The organism is Marinobacter changyiensis (genome assembly GCF_009193265.1).
Lineage (GTDB): Bacteria > Pseudomonadota > Gammaproteobacteria > Pseudomonadales > Oleiphilaceae > Marinobacter > Marinobacter changyiensis.
Genome location: NZ_VZZZ01000008.1, coordinates 1 through 19,909, shown reverse-complemented (window position 1 = coordinate 19,909; position 19,909 = coordinate 1). Strand labels below are relative to the sequence as shown.

At 54.6% G+C, this 19,909-nt stretch carries 17 protein-coding genes and 1 tRNA gene; 6 read left to right on the top strand and 12 right to left on the bottom strand.

Annotation, left to right across the window (positions count from 1 at the left end):
• The first annotated feature begins 35 nt into the window (after positions 1–35).
• On the top strand, positions 36–500 hold the full coding sequence (locus F6Y09_RS18835; RefSeq protein ID WP_246180603.1) for a flagellar basal body-associated FliL family protein: 465 nt from the start codon (positions 36–38) through the stop codon (positions 498–500).
• Between the two features lie 7 nt (positions 501–507).
• Here the strand turns inward: F6Y09_RS18835 and gshA are convergent, their stop codons facing one another.
• The 3 genes from gshA to F6Y09_RS18820 form a co-directional block, all read right to left on the bottom strand.
• Positions 508–2,061, bottom strand: coding sequence for a glutamate--cysteine ligase (gene gshA / locus F6Y09_RS18830; RefSeq protein ID WP_152208499.1), 1,554 nt, complete (start codon positions 2,059–2,061; stop codon positions 508–510).
• A 79-nt stretch (positions 2,062–2,140) separates the two neighbouring features.
• Positions 2,141–4,477, bottom strand: a complete 2,337-nt coding sequence (locus F6Y09_RS18825; protein ID WP_152208498.1) for a Tex family protein — start codon at positions 4,475–4,477, stop codon at positions 2,141–2,143.
• A gap of 87 nt (positions 4,478–4,564) precedes the next feature.
• Complete coding sequence (locus tag F6Y09_RS18820; RefSeq protein WP_152208613.1) at positions 4,565–6,301, bottom strand: GGDEF/EAL domain-containing response regulator; 1,737 nt, start codon at positions 6,299–6,301, stop codon at positions 4,565–4,567.
• A gap of 178 nt (positions 6,302–6,479) precedes the next feature.
• Here F6Y09_RS18820 and rep point away from each other — a divergent pair, with 178 nt between their 5' ends.
• Positions 6,480–8,498 carry a DNA helicase Rep gene (gene rep, locus F6Y09_RS18815; RefSeq protein WP_152208497.1) on the top strand — a complete coding sequence of 673 codons (2,019 nt, stop codon included), beginning with the start codon at positions 6,480–6,482 and terminating at the stop codon, positions 8,496–8,498.
• Positions 8,499–8,587: 89 nt separating this feature from the next.
• Here rep and F6Y09_RS18810 read toward each other — a convergent pair whose 3' ends face one another.
• Entirely contained in the window at positions 8,588–9,007 is a 420-nt protein-coding gene (locus tag F6Y09_RS18810; RefSeq protein WP_152208612.1) for a c-type cytochrome, read from the bottom strand.
• A gap of 199 nt (positions 9,008–9,206) precedes the next feature.
• On the opposite strand from F6Y09_RS18810, the gene F6Y09_RS18805 reads away from it, so the two are divergent.
• Both F6Y09_RS18805 and F6Y09_RS18800 read left to right on the top strand, forming a co-directional pair.
• On the top strand, positions 9,207–9,557 hold the full coding sequence (locus tag F6Y09_RS18805; RefSeq protein ID WP_152208496.1) for a hypothetical protein: 351 nt from the start codon (positions 9,207–9,209) through the stop codon (positions 9,555–9,557).
• Between the two features lie 19 nt (positions 9,558–9,576).
• Positions 9,577–10,707, top strand: a complete 1,131-nt coding sequence (locus F6Y09_RS18800) for a phospholipase A (protein WP_152208495.1) — start codon at positions 9,577–9,579, stop codon at positions 10,705–10,707.
• 54 nt (positions 10,708–10,761) lie between these two features.
• On the opposite strand, the gene F6Y09_RS18795 is transcribed toward F6Y09_RS18800, so the two are convergent.
• From F6Y09_RS18795 to F6Y09_RS18775, 5 genes are all read right to left on the bottom strand, one after another.
• Positions 10,762–12,117, bottom strand: coding sequence for a phosphohexomutase domain-containing protein (locus F6Y09_RS18795; RefSeq protein ID WP_152208494.1), 1,356 nt, complete (start codon positions 12,115–12,117; stop codon positions 10,762–10,764).
• 182 nt (positions 12,118–12,299) lie between these two features.
• On the bottom strand, positions 12,300–12,776 hold the full coding sequence (gene bfr / locus F6Y09_RS18790) for a bacterioferritin (RefSeq protein WP_152208493.1): 477 nt from the start codon (positions 12,774–12,776) through the stop codon (positions 12,300–12,302).
• A gap of 156 nt (positions 12,777–12,932) precedes the next feature.
• A complete protein-coding gene (locus tag F6Y09_RS18785) occupies positions 12,933–13,139 on the bottom strand; it encodes a bacterioferritin-associated ferredoxin (RefSeq protein WP_152208492.1) in 207 nt (68 codons plus the stop codon).
• A 90-nt stretch (positions 13,140–13,229) separates the two neighbouring features.
• Entirely contained in the window at positions 13,230–13,958 is a 729-nt protein-coding gene (locus F6Y09_RS18780) for an LrgB family protein (RefSeq protein WP_152208491.1), read from the bottom strand.
• The gene (locus tag F6Y09_RS18775; RefSeq protein WP_152208490.1) at positions 13,951–14,316 is read right to left on the bottom strand and encodes a CidA/LrgA family protein; all 366 of its coding nucleotides are present in this window, start codon (positions 14,314–14,316) and stop codon (positions 13,951–13,953) included. Before F6Y09_RS18775 ends, F6Y09_RS18780 begins: the two co-directional genes overlap by 8 nt.
• A gap of 78 nt (positions 14,317–14,394) precedes the next feature.
• Here F6Y09_RS18775 and F6Y09_RS18770 point away from each other — a divergent pair, with 78 nt between their 5' ends.
• Positions 14,395–14,937, top strand: coding sequence for a YaeQ family protein (locus F6Y09_RS18770; protein ID WP_152208489.1), 543 nt, complete (start codon positions 14,395–14,397; stop codon positions 14,935–14,937).
• Between the two features lie 79 nt (positions 14,938–15,016).
• Positions 15,017–15,093 (top strand) — tRNA-Arg (locus F6Y09_RS18765).
• 154 nt (positions 15,094–15,247) lie between these two features.
• Here F6Y09_RS18765 and F6Y09_RS18760 read toward each other — a convergent pair.
• Genes F6Y09_RS18760 through F6Y09_RS18750 form a run of 3 tightly spaced genes read right to left on the bottom strand, consistent with a single transcriptional unit; the run spans position 15,248 to position 19,780 of the window.
• Complete coding sequence (locus F6Y09_RS18760) at positions 15,248–17,110, bottom strand: nuclease-related domain-containing DEAD/DEAH box helicase (protein WP_152208488.1); 1,863 nt, start codon at positions 17,108–17,110, stop codon at positions 15,248–15,250.
• 37 nt (positions 17,111–17,147) lie between these two features.
• Positions 17,148–18,059: a hypothetical protein gene (locus F6Y09_RS18755; protein WP_152208487.1), complete on the bottom strand. Its 912-nt coding sequence runs from the start codon at positions 18,057–18,059 to the stop codon at positions 17,148–17,150.
• On the bottom strand, positions 18,059–19,780 hold the full coding sequence (locus F6Y09_RS18750) for a DUF3696 domain-containing protein (RefSeq protein ID WP_179959468.1): 1,722 nt from the start codon (positions 19,778–19,780) through the stop codon (positions 18,059–18,061). The genes F6Y09_RS18755 and F6Y09_RS18750 overlap by 1 nt, the downstream gene beginning before the upstream one ends.
• Positions 19,781–19,909: the final 129 nt, after the last annotated feature.

Genomic DNA, 19,909 nt, shown 5'->3' with positions numbered 1-19,909 from the left:
CCACTTAACCGCAAACACTGAAGAAGTTCAAGCCTATGATGTTACTGATCACGCGCCTGAATACCGTTCTGCTGCTGCTTTTGGTATGGCTTCCAGCCGCCACGCTTCAGGCGGAGGAGAACGATGCAACAACCGAAGTGGCACAAAGCGAGGAAGACGAGACGGAGCCCGCCATTACCCTGTATGTCGAGATGGGAAAGCCGTTCATAACGCACATCGGCAAACCAGCCAGCACACTGGCCTACCTGAAAGCCAATGTGTCTCTTCGGGTGTCATCGGACGCTGCTCAAACTGCCCTGGTAACCCATATGCCCCGTCTGCGCCATGAACTGGTCATGCTGTTTGGCGAGCAGTCCGACGTCAGTAACCTGGCCTCAACACAAGCGCAGGAGGCACTCAGAGCAGAAGCGCGGGCGCGGATTAACAACGTGCTGACAGACCAGCAAACGGGCAATGAAGTGCAGGACGTGCTATTCACCACCTTCGTGGTTCAACGCTAACCCCCTATCAAGCCTCGAGGTAATCTGCGAGGAACGCGTCGAACGATTGAGTGTCTGCCTGCTCGATAGCTTCTTGTTCGGCCAGGGACTCCTGACTCATACGTTCAAAAGCCAGCCTTGTGGCCTCGCTCAGGCCTTCCGCATTCAGTGTTTGTTGATGGGTACGGGACATTTCCAATGTCCATTCCCGATGCCCCTGACCTGCGTCTTTCATGGCGTGTAACACCTTGACGGAAGGCATCTCGTTGTGATCATCCAGTTTTAGCTGCTGGGCTGCCAATGCCCGCCGATAAGCGGTTCCACCCGACCAGCCATCCAACTGGTCTGCCAGCGGAGCCAGACGGCCCATCAGCTCCTGGCCGGCTTCACGCAGAGGCGTCGTCCCGTCACACAAAGACAATTCAAGGTTCTCCCTGGCACCGTGCTTGATCACCGCTTTGTAGTTACGGTCCAGACGACTGCATTCATCGTCACCGATTGCGGAACTGTCCGACAGCAAGCAGTCAAGCAGGAACAGATCGAGGAAATCAACTTGCGCTTCATTGACCCCAATCGGCGAAAACGGATCGAGATCGAGACAGCGAACCTCGATGTACTCAACACCGCGCGAACTCAGGGCTTCAATCGGCTTCTCGCCAACATGGGTGGTGCGCTTCGGACGCACGGCGCTGTAGTACTCGTTTTCAATCTGCAGGATGTTGGTGTTGATCTGGATAAATTTGCCATCCCGACGGGTTCCGATTTTTTCATAGGGCGGCCAGGGGGTGTGGATGGCTCTTGCCAGGGTATCGGTGTAGGTACTGAGCTCGTTGAAACAGATATCCAGCGATGACTGGGCATTGTTGTGATAGCCGAGATCGCCCATCCGCAGGGAAGTCGCCTCCGGGCCGAACCAGGTCGTATCATTGAAGCGGGACAGATCGTGGGACACGCCCTTTACAAAACTGGCATCCAGCGCTGGCGACGCTCCGAACAGGTACATCAGCAACCAGCTGCGGCGGCGAAAGTTCCGCACCAGCCAGAAGTACTGATCCGACTTGAACTCCTGCAGGCTTTGCTGATTACCCAATGCGCCCTGCCAGCTCAGCCAGAAACTGTCGGGAAACGACAAATTGTAGTGGGTGCCGGCGATACTCTGCATCATGCGGCCATAACGAACCGCCAGGCCCTGGCGGTATACATGCTTGAGCTGACCAATATTCGAGGTGCCGTATTCCGCAATGGGAATACTCTCATCCCCATTGAGCTCACAGGGCATGCTGGCCGACCAGAACACCTCATCCCCCAAGTACGATTGCACGAACCGGTGAATATCGGTTAGCGATGCCAGCATGGATTCGGTGCTGTCGCACACCGGCGTAATCAGCTCAAGCAGAGACTCCGAATAATCGGTAGTGATTCTGGGGTGCGTGAGCGCGGACCCGAGGGCTTCCGGGTGTGGGGTCTGCGCGATAAAACCGTTACGGTCCACCCGCAGCCCTTCTTTTTCGACACCCTTCCGGAAGCCGTCCCATTGTTGCGACGTAAACTGCCCGAAAAGCTGCTGCCGGGATGCACCCATGAGTCACTCCTGTTCTGCCGGCGTGGCGTCTGCACCACGTTCCGGAATGTCGCTGGAAACACCGAGCCCTACGAGCGCTCTAGCGTTTGTCTTTGCGGGCCGATGCCATGGCCTGGGCCAGTGCTCCTGCCATAGCGCCCTGGGGCGCGCTGTCCTGCTTTGCAGGGCCAGATGGTCGACTCTCCTGCCTGGCACTCGATCCCGACCGGGACTGGCGCTGGCTTTTCTGGTCAGGTGCCCCGGGCTGATCGTCCATCCGCATGGTCAGCGCAATGCGCTTGCGAGGAATATCCACGTCCATAACCTTGACCTTGACGATGTCACCCGCCTTTACCACCTCACGGGGGTCCTTGATGAACTCGTGAGACAGTGCGGAAATATGGACAAGTCCGTCCTGATGCACACCGACATCCACAAAAGCCCCGAAGTTGGTCACGTTCGTGACGGTGCCTTCAAGCACCATGCCCAGCTCCAGGTCTTTCAGGGTTTCCACCCCTTCCTGGAAACTGGCAGAACGAAATTCCGGACGCGGATCCCGTCCGGGCTTTTCCAATTCCGCAAGGATATCCTGAATGGTCGGCAGACCAAACTGCTCAGTGACAAAATCCTGTGCATTCAGGGTACGTAGAAACGCGGAGTCCCCGACAATCTGGCGGATGTCCCGCCCGCTCTTTTTGGCGATCGCCTGCACCACACCGTAAGCTTCCGGATGCACCGAGGAGCGGTCCAGCGGGTTGTCACCGTCCGCAATGCGCAGGAAACCCGCGGCCTGCTCGAATGTGCGAGCGCCCAAGCGGGCGACGTCCAGCAGCTGCTTGCGGCTGCGGAAGGCGCCGTGGCGGTTACGGAATTCTATGATGTTTTCCGCCAGCGTCTGGTTAAGACCGGCGACTCTGGCCAGCAACGGTATGGATGCCGTATTGAGGTCAACCCCGACACCGTTGACACAGTCTTCCACTACGGCATCGAGGCTTCGGGCCAGCTGGACCTGTGACACATCGTGCTGATACTGCCCAACCCCGATGGATTTCGGCTCGATCTTGACCATTTCAGCCAGCGGATCCTGCAGCCGGCGGGCGATGGACACGGCGCCTCGGATGGTGACATCGAGATCAGGCAACTCACGGGAAGCGAATTCGGACGCCGAATAGATCGAGGCGCCCGACTCGCTGACGACAATGCGAGCCAGGTTCAGGTCCGGATACCGTTTGATGAGATCTGCTACCAGCTTTTCAGTCTCCCGAGAGGCGGTGCCGTTGCCAATCGCAACCAGCTCAATGCGGTATTCCCGGCTCCATTTTGCGAGCTGCTCAATGGATGCGTCCCAGTTGTTCCTGGGCGCATGGGGGAAAATGGCACCGTGGCCGGCGACCTGACCGGTGCCATCGATGATCGCTACCTTGACCCCGGTTCGCAGGCCCGGATCCAGACCCAGGGTCGGGCGCGGACCTGCCGGTGCCAGTAACAGCAAGTCTTTCAGGTTGGCGGCAAAGACATTGATCGCCTCGGTTTCTGCCGCCTCACGCACCTGGGCCATCAGATCGGTTTCAATCTGGGTAGAGAGTTTGACCCTCCAGGTCCAGCGCACCACCTCCGATAACCACTTGTCTGCCGCCCTGCCCTGGTCACGGATCTGCCAGTGCGCAGCAATGCGCTGCTCGGCCGGGTGGGGCTGACGGCGGTCCTGCTCGCTGTCTCCCACCGCAAGGGCGTAGCTCAATATACCCTCATTACGACCGCGCAGGATGGCCAGCGCCCGGTGAGACGGCACCTTTTTCAACGGCTCCACATGCTCAAAATAATCCCGGAACTTGGCGCCCTCGTTTTCCTTGCCCTCGATCACACTGACCTTCAGCTGCGCTTCCTGCCAGATAAAGTCCCGCAGTCTGCCCAGCAACTCGGCATCTTCAGCGAACCGCTCCATCAGGATATAGCGGGCACCTTCCAGAGCCGCCTTGGTGTCCGCGACGCCGGCGTCTTCGCTGAGGTAGCCACCAGCCAGGGTATCAGGATCGTTGCGCGGATCAGTAAACAGCGCATCCGCCAGCGGCTCAAGACCCGCCTCGCGAGCTATCTGGGCCTTGGTGCGGCGCTTGGGCTTGAACGGGAGGTAGAGATCTTCCAGGCGGTTCTTGGCATCAGCTGCCTCGATGGAGGCGCGCAGCTCATCACTCAATTTGCCCTGGTCCTCAATGCTCTTGAGAATGGTGGCACGGCGATCTTCCAGTTCCCGCAGGTACCGCAAACGCTCTTCCAGAGCGCGCAGCTGGATATCGTCGAGTGAGCCGGTGACTTCCTTACGGTAACGGGCGATAAAAGGCACCGTGGCGCCGCCATCCAGAAGCTCAACCGTCGCGTTAACCTGTTGCTCCCGGACACCAAGTTCATCCGCAATGCGCTTTGAAATACTGTTCATGCAACCTCGTTCTCAACACGGTAGAGGAAGCGCGAGGACAAAAAAGGCGCGCCTCCGGAAAAAGCTAAAGCGCAAAGGTACAGCGGCTTATTGCTGCAGGCAAGCGAGGCGGTTGCGCTCTTCGAGGAATTCAATCAACTGATGCCAGGGCATCGGACGAGCATAATAGTACCCCTGAACTTCGTCACAGTGCTGCTGACGCAGGAACTCCAGCTGGCCTTCGGTCTCCACACCTTCAGCCACCACACTCATCTGTAAACTGTGGGCCAGGCTGATAATCGCCCGGATAATGTGCTCGGCGTCACCGGAGGCGCCCAGTTCCTGCACAAACGACTTGTCGATCTTAACTAATGAAATCGGCAAATGCTGCAGATTACTGAGAGAGGAAAAGCCGGTACCGAAATCGTCCAGGGCAAAACTGATTCCCAGCTGGTTGAGCTCCCGCAAGCAACGCTGGGCGTATTCAGGGTCGTGCATCATGGCGCTCTCTGTCAGCTCCAACTCCAGCAGGCTGGTATCGACATTGGCATTGTAGATGATGCGGAAAATGGTTTCGGTCATCTTGCGGTCGTGAAACTGCCGGAACGACAGGTTTACGGCGAATACCAGGTCCGGATGACCCAGCGCTGCGGCTTCGCGCAGTCGCTCGCAGGCCTGCTCGATCACCCAGTACCCGATCGGCACGATGAGCCCGCTCCGCTCCGCCGCCGGAATAAATTCATCCGGGGGCACCAGGGTGCCATCCGGGTGGTTCCACCTCAGCAGGCACTCCACCCCCCGAACCTCCTCGGTCACCAGATCCACCCGGGGCTGATAGTAGAGTTCCAGCTCGCGGCCCCGAAGGGCTTTACGGAGGTCAGCCTCAAGCTTGAGTTGCCGGCCAGCGGTAATGTGCAGTTGCTGATTGTAGAAACGGTAGCTGGTGCCGGTATCCAGCTTGGCCTCGAACATGGCCCGGTTAGCCCGCCGCAACAGTGTTTCCGAAGTGTCACCGGCCTCGGGATAGGTCGCCACACCGAGACTGGCAGTGATCTCGAGGCTGTTGCCGCCAACCACCACCGGGTCGTTCAGCGCCTGAACCACCTTGCGGATGATCTGAGTGATATCGAGGGAATCTTCCACCCGTTCAACAATGATGGCAAACTCATCCCCGCCAATACGCATAAGAGCGTCTACCCGTCGTAAAACCTGCCGCAGGCGCTCCGCCAGCTTGAGCATTAGCTGGTCACCCATCTGATAACCCAGGCTTTCATTGACCGAACGGAAGTCGTCCAGATTGATGTGCAGGAGGGCCAATTGGGTTTCGCTACGCTCTGCGCGTAGCAATGCTTGCTGCAAGCGGTCAAAAAACAGATCGCGGTTGATGAAGCCACTGGCGACTTCACAGCCGAGCCGGCCATTGGCGGAATCCGCCACCTGATCAGCGTACCAGGCACAGCGCACAGCGCGACCGAGCGACCAGACATCAAGGCCGCCTTTGCGGAGATAGTCTGCCGCGCCGTTAATCAACATTTCAGGGGTTCGTTCTGACTCGGTCTCCGCACTGAGGGCGAGTATGGGTTTACCGCTGCCCGACACCGAGAGGTACTGCAGAAATCCCACTTCGGAACCGCCGTGGAGCGCGCAATCCCAGACAATGACTTCGAAGGTGGTATTCCGGATCAGGTCGTCACAGTCAATCAGATCGGGGCACCAGGTGGTGTCCGGTAATATTTCGAAACAGCCACGCAGCAGGGACACATACCAAAGGTAATCGGTATGTTCGGGCGTCAGAATCAGTATTCGGACACTTTTGCGAGTCATGGAGTCCATCATATCTTTCATGGCTGACAATACGCATCCTTTCGGAATTTGAGTTTGTGAGCGAGTATCTCAGTTTTCCGCACTTGACACACGGCACTGTTGAAACGGCTACCGGTGAAGAACAGCTTGAGGAACCACAAGGTACAGAAAAGCTCACTGGTGTAGAATAGCGCCTCCAATCCTTTAAAGCAGGTTCCTTGTGGCCCAACTCAACCCCCGCCAGCGCGAAGCCGTTCGTTATGTGGAAGGCCCACTGCTCGTGCTGGCCGGCGCGGGCAGCGGCAAAACCAGCGTCATTACCCGCAAGATGGCCTATCTGATCGAGCAGGTCGGGATTCCCGGCCGTCATATTGCCGCCCTCACCTTTACCAACAAAGCCGCCCGGGAGATGAAAGAGCGGGTCGGCAAGCTGGTCGACAAAAAACTTGCCCGGGGACTGACCGTGTCGACCTTCCATAACCTGGGTCTGAACATCATTCGTGAAGAGCATACCCACCTCGGTTACCACCCCGGATTCTCGATTTTCGATGCGGAAGATGCCAAGGCCCTGCTGCAGGACCTGATGATGCGTGAAGCCAGCGCCGATGCAGGTGACGAGCTTTCCGATATCCAGATGACAATCTCATCCTGGAAGAACGCCATGCGCAGTCCGTCAGAAGCACTCAGTAAGGCGTCGGATGAGCGGGAACAGCGGATCGCCCTGGTGTATGCCCGGTACACCGAATACCTGAAAGCCTACAACGCGGTCGATTTTGACGATCTGATTCTGTTGCCAGTGCAACTGTTTCGCAGCCAACCGGAAACCTTGCAGAAATGGCGGCGCAAAATTCGTTACCTGCTGGTCGACGAATACCAGGACACCAACCTGTGCCAGTACGAACTGGTCAAACTTATTGTGGCGGAGCGCGTCGCCTTCACGGTAGTGGGAGATGATGATCAGTCGATCTACGCCTGGCGGGGTGCCCGGCCTGAAAACCTGGCCCAGCTCAAAGACGATTTCCCGAGCCTCAAGATCATCAAACTTGAGCAGAATTACCGCTCCACTGGCCGCATTCTTCGCAGCGCCAACACTGTGATTGCCAATAACCCACACGTGTTTGAAAAGGCACTCTGGAGCGACCATACCATCGGTGACGAAATTCGCGTGGTGCGTTGCCGGAATGAGGATGCGGAAGCGGAGCGGGTCGCCACCGAGATCCTTGACCACAAACTCAAGAAAGGACTGTCTTTCCGGGACTTTTCAGTGCTCTACAGGGGCAATCATCAGGCCCGGCTACTGGAGATGAAACTGCAGGCGTACCAGATTCCCTATCGCATCTCCGGCGGCCAGTCGTTTTTTGCCCGTAACGAGATCAAGGATGCCATGGGCTACCTGCGCCTGCTGGCTAACCCGGATGACAATGCGGCGTTTTTGCGGGTGGTGAACGTGCCACGGCGGGAAATTGGCCCACGCACGCTGGAGCAGCTCAGCCACTATGCGCGCTCCAGGGATGTCAGCCTGTTCCGGTCTCTCGGCGACATGGGCGCTGAAGCTCACGTTACCGAGAAAGGCCTTGACCGTTTGCGCCGCTTCGCCCACTGGGTGAACCAAACCTGTCAGCGGCTGCACCAGGAAGACCCCGTTCCGGTTATCAAACAGCTGTTTACCGATATCGAATACGAGGAATGGCTACGCCAGCACGCCGGGTCGCCAAAGCAGGCCGAACGACGGATGGAGAACATCTGGTACCTGGTGGACTCCATCCAACGCATGCTGGAAGACGGCAAGGGTACGGCGGACGAAGTGGGCATCGAGGATGCGATCAGTAAGCTGATTCTTCGGGACCTGATGGAACAACGGGAGGAAGAGGACGACAGTGACAAGGTGCAACTACTGACCCTCCATGCCTCCAAGGGCCTGGAGTTTCCTCATGTTTTTATCATGGGTCTGGAAGAAGAGATACTGCCCCACCGAAGCAGTATCGAAGAAGGTAACATCGAAGAAGAGCGACGGCTGATGTATGTGGGCATTACCCGGGCCCGGGAGACGCTGACTCTGACCTTTGCCGGTACCCGCAGGCAGTATGGTGAAAAGCTGGAAACCATCCCGAGTCGTTTCCTGGACGAGCTGCCGGAAGAGGACCTCAAATGGGAAGGCATGGGCGATCTGGATGTGGAAGCCAACACCAAAAAAGGTAAGGCTACCTTGAGTGCGCTATTGGGCGATCTTGGCGCCTGATCGCGCTGTTACAGCCAAGCGCACCGCCATTTGCCCAGAAAAAAACCGGCGTTCAAGCCGGCCTTTCACAGAGCGATGGAACGTTGATCTTATTCCAGCTCACTGACCATGTATTCAACCGCAACCTTGATATCTTCGTCAGAACAGTTGCCACAGCCGCCTTTCGCTGGCATGGCGTTGTACCCCTGGATTGCGTGAGTGACCAGGGTTTCCAGGCCTTGATCCACCCGTCCGGCCCAGGCGTCCTGATCTCCGACAATCGGTGCACCGGCCGCGCCGCTGGCGTGACATGCCTGACATGCCGCGGTGTAAACCTCATCGCCACTACGGGGACCACTGCTGGCCTGAGCCGGTGCGGCTGAGGTCGCGATATCGCCACAATCTTCACCGGTGACACATACCGAACCCACAGGCGCAATCCGCGACCGGATCTGGTCTTCCACGCTGGCCATAACAGCACCCGCCGTCAGACCGAACCCGAGTAATACCATAGCCAGGATTTTCATCATCTTCACAGTGCACCTCATCAGAGCGTTATAATTCCATTTGCCGCATTATAGCGACTGGGGCAGGCCAAAAAAACCAACGCGGCATTTTACGCCCTCTTTTCCGGGTAAAAACATTACCCGACCATTAATTCAGGGTTTTTGCGGTAACCCTAACCTACGGAAACCGTTACTATATCCCATGTTTCCAATGGAGCACCTCATGCCAGACCGTTCGCAAAAAAATAACTTGCCGAGTCATCCCTGGCGAGTGCCATTGCTGATAGCGGAATTTTTTGCCCTGGCCATCTTGCTGGGCTCCATGTTCATCTTCAGCGGCCTGGCTCGCGACGGCGCCACCTTCGATACCGGATGGCTGCTGATCCCCGCCGTCGCCAGTCTGGTGGTTTTTGTCAGCTTTATCGGATTGATGTACCTGCGCTGGGTCGCCGCGTCAGAAGCAGGCTCCGGAACCAGACAAAAAGTGGTATTTGCCCTTTTGACACTGACACTCCTGGGGATCTGGGCATTCAGTATTGTCCAGACCTGGTCAAGTATTACCGCAAACTCCTGACTTCAAACTGGACACCGTCATGATTCTGACCCGAAGCTGGCTGCTCACTACTGCACTTTTGCTAACATCAACCGCAACTTACAGCCAGGCACAAACCGGTCAGCGAGACGATCTCAACCCGCGAGACTGCGCGCTGATCCAGGACGGTGTCAAGCGGCTTGCCTGTTACGATGCCAACTTCGACCCCCAGCGGGCTCGGGAAAGGGCCAGCGAACGGGAAATTGAAGCCACTGAAACCGCGACGGAGATTCTTGAGACCGACGAGAACGGTCGAACCCGCCTGGCAGCTGAATCCGACGACGCCTCATCGGAAGACCCGGAGGCCGGCGAAGACACCGGCTTCATGAAATCCCAGATAAACCGTTATGTGGCCGCGGAGAAAGCCCTGTTCTCCTTCTCCGGTGGCTTTCTTTCCCACCGCCCCATGTATCTCATGCCTGCCACCTGGGCACATGAGCCTAACCAGACCCCCTTCAGCCCACGAACCGGGACGACCACCTACGACGACCCGCTGGAAAATGAGGAGGCCAAATACCAGATCAGCTTCAAGGTACCGCTGCTGACCGGCATTTTTGACGATCGCACCACATTCTGGTTCGGTTACACCCAACTCTCATTCTGGCAGATATACAACACGGATAACTCGGCCCCGTTCCGGGAGACCAACTACGAACCCGAGCTGTTTCTGAGGTATGACGCCGACCTGGACGTTGGACAAGGCACCTTCAATAGTATCTCGCTTGGCTTCAATCATCAGTCCAATGGACGTTCTGAGCCCGAGTCACGGAGCTGGAACCGGATTCTGAGCACCGTAACGTTCAGCTATGACCGCTGGCTGTTTATTGTATCGCCCTGGTACCGTATTCCCGAAAGCGAAGACGACAACCCGGATATTGAGCAGTATCTCGGCTATGCCGATTACTGGGCCATCTATAAATGGAACGACGACAGGACTGTTTCCCTCAAGTTGAGGAACAACCTGAAATCATCTGACAACCGGACATCGTTCGAGCTCGGCTACAGCTTTCCGATGGGTGGTGACCTGAAGGGCTACATCCAGTATTACAACGGTTACGGCGAAAGCCTGATTGACTACAACGAACGCATTCAACGCATCGGTATCGGCATAATGCTCAACGACTGGTTTTAACGCCAGCGTTGAGCAGAGGGGAACAGCTGAGCGATCAGCCTCCCCTTTTGTCCATCAGGCCTGATTCAGCCGATCCATTTCCGCCAGCAACTCTGCCGTTTTTGCTTTCATCAGCGGGATATCCGCACGGGACTCTACATTCAGGCGCACTACCGGCTCGGTGTTGGACATGCGAAGGTTGAAGCGCCAATCAGCAAATTCCACACTCAGACCATCAATATGGCTGACGGATTTGGCACGCGGCCCGTAAGTCGACTCGATGGCCGCAATCACCATGGCAGGATCATTGATAGTCCGGTTAATCTCACCGCTGGCAGGGTATGCCTCAATACGGGCGTCGATCAGGGAAGACAACGGCTGGCCCGACTGACATAGGCGCTCGGCAATCAGCAGCCAGGGAATCATTCCGCTGTCGCAGTAGGCAAAGTTCCGGAAGTAGTGGTGGGCGCTCATTTCACCCCCGTAAAGCGCGTCCTCGTCGCGCATCCGCTGCTTGATAAAGGCGTGACCGGTCTTGCTCTCGATGGCAATACCACCCGCAGCTTTCACCAGATCCTGGGTATTCCAGATCAGGCGGGGGTCGTGGATGATCTTGCCGCCGCCGGCCTTGCGCAGGAACTGATCCGCCAACAGGCCAACAATGTAATAGCCCTCAATAAACCGGCCGTTCTCATCAAAGAAGAAGCAGCGATCATAGTCCCCGTCCCAGGCAATGCCCATGGCGGCCTTGTTGGCAATCACTGCGTCTGCGGTCACCGCCCGGCTCTCTTCCTTAATCGGGTTGGGAACACCATTGGGAAAGTGGCCATCCGGCTCATGGTGCAAACGGATGTACTCGAATGGCAGGTGGGGCTCGAGCGCGTCCACGACCACGCCGGCACCACCGTTGCCAGCGTTAACCACAATCTTCAACGGTTTTAGTGAATCGGCGTCGATATAACCGAGCAAATGGTCGATGTAGGCGGCCTGGACTTCCAGCACCTCACTCCGGCCTTGCTCGGGAGCATCGGCAAAGGGCTCGAGAACGCGATCACGAATGGCATTCAGGCCATTGTCAGAACTGATCGGGCGGGACTCCGGCCCTACCATCTTCATGCCGTTATGATCCCGGGGATTATGGCTGGCGGTCACCATGATGCCACCGTCCATACCGTAATGGGACGTCGCGAAGTACACCTGCTCGGTGCCACACAGGCCGATATCGAAAACGTCCGCACCGGCCGCCATCAGCCCGGAACTCAGTGCTTCTGCAATTTCGGGACTGGAGAGACGGATGTCATACCCGACAATAACCTTGCGGGCACCGGTAATCTCCACATAGGCCCGCCCGATGAGTTCGGCCAGTTTCGGATTCAGTTGGTCAGGTACACGACCACGCAGGTCATAGGCTTTGAAGCAGGACAGGTCCATCACAATCTCCTTTTGACGCCCTTGGATTACGGAACGTGCTTTGAAAAAACGTGTCGGTATTATAGCTGCTCAGGCCGTTAACCGGATGTGAGGGTTATGTTAGGCATAGCGGCGGGACAAATGTGCACAGCTGAAGGGCAAACGCCGCAGTATGGCGCATACCCCCTCACCTGAGTTTTTGCTTACTCTGCGGCCGAGGACTGCAGCTGGACATAATTCTCGAGGCCCATTCTATCGATCATATCGAGCTGGGTTTCCAGCCAGTCGATGTGCTCTTCTTCACTGTCGAGAATGCCTCTGAACAATTCGCGGCTGGTGAAATCCTTTACGGTTTCGCAGTGGATAACCGCTTCTTTCAGATCTTTATGGGCGATCATTTCAAGGTTCAGATCGCATTCGATCATTTCCTTCACGTTCTCGCCAATCAACAACTTGTTGAGGTCCTGCAGGTTCGGAAGACCTTCAAGAAACAGGATGCGCTCGATCAGTTGATCCGCATGTTTCATTTCATCAATGGATTCTTCGTACTCTTTCGCTGCAAGCTTGGTGATGCCCCAATCCTTGTACATGCGCGAGTGCAGGAAGTACTGGTTGATGGCGGTCAGTTCATTGCCAAGTACCTTATTCAGGTACTGTATGACTTTCTTATCACCTTTCATGGTCGTCTCTCTCTCATTATCCCGATATTTTCACTAGGGTATCCCTATTCGCCGCGATAAAAAACCGCACCGGTGAACGATTCACAGATGAGAGCAGAACACGAAGAAAGGCTGTGCTGGAGGGAACCAAGGCTGAGAAGCGCTCAGAGACGCTTTTCAGGCTGGCTGGGCAAGCAGATTCGCAAGGCTCAGATAGTCCTGGGGCTGCGATTCCCGCAGAATTTCCCGGGCCATACAGGCACACCGACCGCACTGACGACCAACGCCCAGATCTTTGCCTAGCTGGCGCATGGATTGACAGCCATTTTCTGCTGCGTCACGAATCTGATGGTCGGTTACACCCGTGCAAAGACATACATACATAAGAAGACTCACTGGCCCCACGAAATGTATTGATAATTATTGTCATTCGCATGCAAGAATTCAAGTGCTTTGACGTAAATTAACGCAATTTCATAAAGCGAGCCGAAAAGCCAACGGCAACATCAGTGCGGTGAAAATACCGGTCAGCCCCATTCCCAGGGAAGCAAACGCACCCGCTGCCGGACTGATCTCGAACGCTCGGGCCGTACCAATGGCGTGACCGTTCAAACCCAGCGCCAGGCCCAGAATGCGCTCATCGGCAATCTTAAGCCATCGCCCCAGGAAATCGACACAAAGCGTAGCCACTACCCCGGTCACCAACAGACCACCCATCATCAGTGGAACCGAACCACCCAGCTGCTCGGTGATGCCAATAGCAATCGGCGCCGTAACCGATTTAGGGGCCAGCGAAGCCAGTACTTCCGGAGACGCCCCAAAAATGGCCGCCAGCCCCAATGCATAAAGTGCAGCCAGAGTAGCCGCCAATGGCAAGGTAAACAGGATGGGACGCCACAGGGCGCGGATATGATGTATTTGCTGGTATAACGGCACGCCCAGAGCAACGGTGGCGGGGCCAAGCAACACTGTCAGCCACTGGGCTTGTCCCCAGTAGATATTATAATCAACACCTGCCAGTGCCAGGCTGCCGGCCAGAAGCGTGGCCGAGATCAGTATCGGTGGTGTCCAGACCGGGCTGCCAAAAAGGCGAAACAGATAAATGCCTGCGAAATAAGCTGCCAGCGTCAAAGCAATGGCCAGGGAGGGACTTTGCAATAACGCCTGGGCCAGCAGATTAAATCTTTCCACCCAATCACTCACCGGTGTCACCCCCTGAAGCCGCGGGGGCAAAATGCCGCATCAGCAGTAATGTCGTCAGCACACTGAGAAAGGTGCCCAGTAACAAAGCCACACCAATCGCCAGCCACATGCCCGCAAAGACATCCGCCAGAAAAAACACCCCTACTACGCCCGGCATAATCAACAACACCAACACCGAGATGAAGGACTCACTGGCCACCGCGAGGCTGTCGCTGACCCGCCCCCACACCATCAGAAAGCCGGCGATCAGGATCATCCCCAACACACCCGCACTCACCGGCAAGCCAAAAAGCACCCGCAGGGCCTCCCCGAACAGGAAGAAAACCATCAAAACCAGAAAACCGCGCAACATCAACATAAGTGTTTTACTCTGCTGGCCCCATTAATTGCTTTACACTGCTCAACTAAACAGATTCACCCCAATGCAGGAAGCCCTATGGCGCTCAAAGCCACCATCTTCAAGGCAACGCTCAATATCGCCGATATGGACCGACACTACTATGGTGATCACCAGCTAACGTTGGCACGACATCCCTCGGAAAACGACGAGCGCATGATGATTCGCCTGCTGGCCTTCCTGCTGAACGCCAGTGAGGAACTGGAATTCACCAAAGGCATCAGCACCGACGACGAGCCGGACCTGTGGCAGAAAAGCCTCAGTGACGAAATCGAACTCTGGATAGAACTCGGCCTGCCCGATGAAAGCCGCCTGCGCAAAGCCTGCAACCGCGCCCGCAAAGTCATCCTTTATACCTACGGCGGCCGTGGTGTACCAGTATGGTGGGAAAAGCACCAGAGCAAGTTGAGCCGTTTTAACAACCTCAACATCATCAACCTGCCCCCGGAGGCCACCGAAGAACTCGCCAAATTGGCCGAACGCAACATGAGCCTGCAATGCACTATCCAGGATGGGGTAATCAGCATTGGCAACGAAAGCGCCCTGGTCTCCATCACCCCGGAGCAGCTTTACCCGCGCTGAGAAACAACCTCCGAGGGACTGGACAGCCACCCCCTTCGCACGTAAGATTGCGCACTCGAAATTGATGCAACAGTTTCACGCGCCCGTAGCTCAGCTGGATAGAGCGCTGCCCTCCGGAGGCAGAGGTCAGAGGTTCGAATCCTCTCGGGCGCACCATAATTATGAAGGACTTGCGTGAAAACGCAGGTCCTTTTTTATTGGCTGTGTCCAAATTGTGTCCATGGTGTGTCCAAGAGATTAGCCATGTTTCCTTCAATGGAATAATTCTGACCGTTGGCCTGAAACCAGAAACAGGTCACTTGGACACAAGTCAGCTGAGGTTTTCGTGATCCGGCCAACCTCGACCATATTCTCTTAGCTCCTCTGAACTGCAAACAACGGTCAAGCAACTCCCTTCCGGATGACGCTTGAGTCTTGTAAGGCCAGTGTAGAGCAGGGCCAAAGATTTTGAGGAGACCCGTTCGCCAACATAGATAACCAAAGAACGAGACTCCCAGCCCTTGAAGCTGTGCAGAGTGGTTGCTTTTACCCGTGCATCACCCATGTAAAATCCAACCTTTTGCCGCCGGCTCTCCTGATCATCCTGGTCATATGTATGAACCACCCGAACCCCTTTGCTCCCCAGCTTTTTGACTACCTTCAAACCGACTGAGCGGTTATTGCAGAGGAAGGTCGCGTCTGCGAACGCATAACTTTCACGTCCTCCATCTGTGAACATTCTCAGCAGCTCGTCTCTGCAGATATCTTCGGCATTGAGCTGGTTAGCTTGCACCCACCTGAGATCACAATGCTCAAGACCAAGATCAATCTGATCGTTCTTTGGCAGTATTCGCTCAGCCTCAGGTAAATATTGTTCAGCGAATGAGGCCGCCGTCTCCAAAGCTAAGCGAGGCATCCGATAACTAACGTCTAGCTCAGCCCACTTACCCAAAAAGCCTGCGCCCTTCATAATCTCATCCGTCCATGCACCTGCGGTCCCGTATATATCCTGTGTAGCGTCAGCCACCAAGAGCATTTCACCACCGGGTTTACAGACCTTTCGCAATGCAGACCACCACTCAGGACGAAAATCCTGGCCCTCATCCACCAAAATCGCGTCGTACTTTGGCGGAATAGAGTTTCGATCAAGCACGTCAACCACCAGAGATGGCAGCGTTTCGTTAAGCACGTCCTGCGGACTCGCATTGCTCCACAATGCCGAATACTCTGCTTCAGCATCGTTCTGTAGGCAGATCCTTTTACACCAGTGGTGAAAGTTCAACCACGTAATGTCAGAGCGCGTTTTACCCTGAGAGGTTGGCCAGCGAACAGCCACATCCATCAGGTAGTGCAACAAAGTGATATTGAAAGTCACAACCAGGACCTGTTTCCCTTGGCCCAGCAGTTCCGAAGCGCGGGCGGCTAACACCAAAGACTTTCCTGACCCGGCAGCTCCACGAATGCGTCGGTACCCGGAGTCTGTTCTACTGGTCACAAAGGCTCGCTGGTTCTTATCCAGTTCGATGGGCCGCCGTTGAGTTGAGGCAGCATCGGGTTCGATTAGCCAGTTCCGAAAATCCCTCGTGAGATCCTCATTCATCTGATAGGAAAACTTTCGATAGCTTTCTGGGAAGACCGCCTCAACATCACCCAACTCAAGGGGTTCAGCCCCTGAAATCGGATTGTAGGCTGGTGCCTCATGCATATTGCGGTATTCGAGACTTTTCTGGAAAAGCGCTTTAATGCGGGTATCACTGGCGTAAGGGAAAATCACCCCTGCTGTGATCGCCGCATAACCAGAGCGTTGTTTTAACCTTGGGCAGTAAAGATTGAAGATCTCTTCTTTGTACTGACGGATCTTTTCGATTGGGTTGTCGGACTGTCTGGAAAATCGTCTCCCATCTTTCTGGGCAAGCAGAATCGGAGATTGAAGGCCTCCCCTTTCCTCTACCCAATAATGCATGGCATCTAGGTTCCAGTCTTTCACCTCGAAAACGGCAATGCCAACATTTGGATTCAGTAGGACAAAGTCCGGCCTCAAGCCATTCAGGTGAGGCTGGATATAGATTTCCCACTCGATATCCAGATGCTCATCGAACAACTGAAAAACCTTCTTTTCGCCGGGCGTTAATGGCTGCCGAAGCTTTTCAAATTCTCGGCGTGGAGGTGATATGAAGCGGCTAGTTGTGCTCAAAACGCATCCTTACGAATAAAACAACGACTCAGGAAGTTTACGAGATACTAAATTCCTCCTCGAGACGCACTCCCTGAAGCTCTACGAATTGAGAAAACCGCTGTCGATAAACGGCCTCACCCAACAGATTCAGGTCGTCATGCTCGTGTTCGTTGCTTTCTTCAAATCCGTGACCAATCGACACTCCTCCCAATTCACTCAGTAAATAGCGATTATGGATGGCAGATTTACCCGTCTCCTGTATCTCTTTGAACGTAATTCTAGAAAAACTTTTCGCCAGGTCTGGTTGTTCTTCTATCAATTTTGTAGCCAAATACTTACATGAACGCGCGGTTTTTTTACTTCCATCGAAAAGAACATCGAAAGCTTTGTTTGGTGTTGGAGAGGATTCTAGACTTGCTTTGAGCAAAAGAATGAACGTTTTCCACATCCCCGCCTGGGTTCCAAAGTAAGGGTCAATCAACGTAATTGAGCTCGACAACCTTACAAACTCCCGTAGGTTTTGAGAAAGCTCTTCGGCAGTCCTCCTAACCGAAACCTGTGTCACAGAAGGGTCGAAACCCAGCTCGAAATCTTCTATACAAACCACCTTTGAATCCAAGGGTACTGGTGGCTTTCTATCCAGCAAAAAATGAATGCCAGAGAAGAAATTATTCTCAGCATTCTTCAGGTTTTCATGAAAGCTAATGGTCCCATCGAAAGCCAGCGATCTCTCAACTCGTCGCTCGCTTAACAATCCCAGCAGCTCCAAGAGCCTCATCTGGGCATGCTCTGAAGCGTCAGCCGATTGTTTGCTCAGAACCTGTTTGCGAAAACTTTTCATCTTTGGAAAGTTCCCTGCCACCCGCGGCGAAGGCAGCGAAAACTCCCTTAATAAATCCTTGTAATCTCTGCGAGTTTCGGCAACTTTCAATAGAAATTCTGGCTCGATCAGGTGTTCTACTATCATTAGAGAAGCTCCTCCCTTCTCTCAGGGAAAAAGCCCTGTGGCCAGCGAGATTTAAACTCACCGTCCTCGTCAATTTGGATCCGACGAATAGAGACTCCGTCCTCACCCGGCTCCAAATAAATGATCGAAATATCATCAGGCTCGACCGGTGGCATATCGTCCGGCAATCTGTTTTCTGTTGTTTCCCGAATTCGGCGAAGCAAGCGAAGAACCAGATGTTCGCTGTGAGTCTCAATAAGAAAGCTTGTTTTTTCAGTAGCGTGCAAAAGCATGTCCCCGATTGCCACCTGAACTCTTGGGTGAACATGAAGCTCTGGCTGTTCGCACGACACTAGACCGCTCTTGGCGATAAACGAAGCTACAACTAGGGGGAGCAATTGCGAAACGCCAACACCAATGTCAGAAGGCGCGACCTCAATTTCGTTAAGACTATCCCACAAAGTCAACGAGGTGGTCTGCGAGGAGGTTTCACCATAGTCGGGATCTGCTTTTTTTATCGCATAACCCGCCTCATTTATTTTTTCTAACAAAACGCCCATTCTTGTTTTCGTCGATTCGTTGGGGTTCTCCCCCAACTTCTCAGCCAATTCTTTTTCAAATGAACCGTCATTCCATGCCTCGGATATCTCTTGTAACTTTTCCAGACTACTGACCTTCCTGGCCGCTACAAACTTTGCTTTTTGCTCAATCATTTTGTAAACCAGCTGGTACCCCAAGTTCAATTTGTCAGCGTCAGCTATCCAATGATTTATCAAAGTATCTCTTTCAGGATCCTTTGCGGCGAGGACATCCCAGCAGGCCTTACCAGAATACCAATCTCCCTGAACTGGGTAGGCGCTAGCCTGGTAGGTCGAATCAGTAATGTGCCGCAAGGGGCCTATACACAGACTCTCATCGAGCAAGTCCAGAAGATTGTCGAGAGGTGCAACTAAAATGTCGCTGAGTATCTCTTCGACCACTCGGGTGTTCATGTCATCACTCAGGGAAAGACTGGTCTCTAAAGAACGCCCAAGCCTGGGAAGCGCCCCCACAAAGCCTTTAATGCCGAGTGTCTTAAATGAAGCAGGAGCGATACTGGAATCATCATTCATCGATGCTGATTCGTGCGACTTTGACACCATCGGCTGTATCTGGGTTAACTCATGAAGCTCGCTTTGAGGCGCTTCCTCGGAATAAGCCAACTCATCCAGATCAGGGCCCTCTTCATCTTCATTTTTAAGCACGTACTGAAGTAACGACGGATGAATAGCATGGCCCTGCTCAATTTGTTCAGACACCCATTCTTCAATCTCGTCATGGCTGAGCAACGGATGTTGGTAATTCAGGCCTGTGATCATGGGCTGTTTCAATCCCGAATCGCTGGTGACCTCCGCCATTTCAACACCATCAAACTCAACCGTATAACACGACACGTAAGCTGTATTTTTCGGATGAGACCAACTTAAATCCAATGTGACTTTCATCGTCTTAGCACATTGAGCAAGACCGATTAAATTACCGATCGGGCCAATTTCGCTGATGACCAAATCACTCACTTCGGAATAGGAAGCACCCAACTTCTCACCCAACTCAAACTCAATTGCGATCCGAAGCGTTTCGTCCAACCGTTTACCGCGCACCAGGTGCCGGAAGCCGCCCACGAAACGTTCCCCCATCGCATCGATTCGCTGGGGGTCGCACTGCCCTTTCGCCAGGATCTGCTGGACGTAAAAAAGCGCCATCAGAACCGTTGACCTGCTCCCCTCTGGCTTAACCATTTTCAGCTTAGTAATGTTCATCACAGCAGAGGACGATGAACATGAAAAAGCGATTTTCAGACGAGCAGATCATCAGCATTTTGAAGGAGGCCG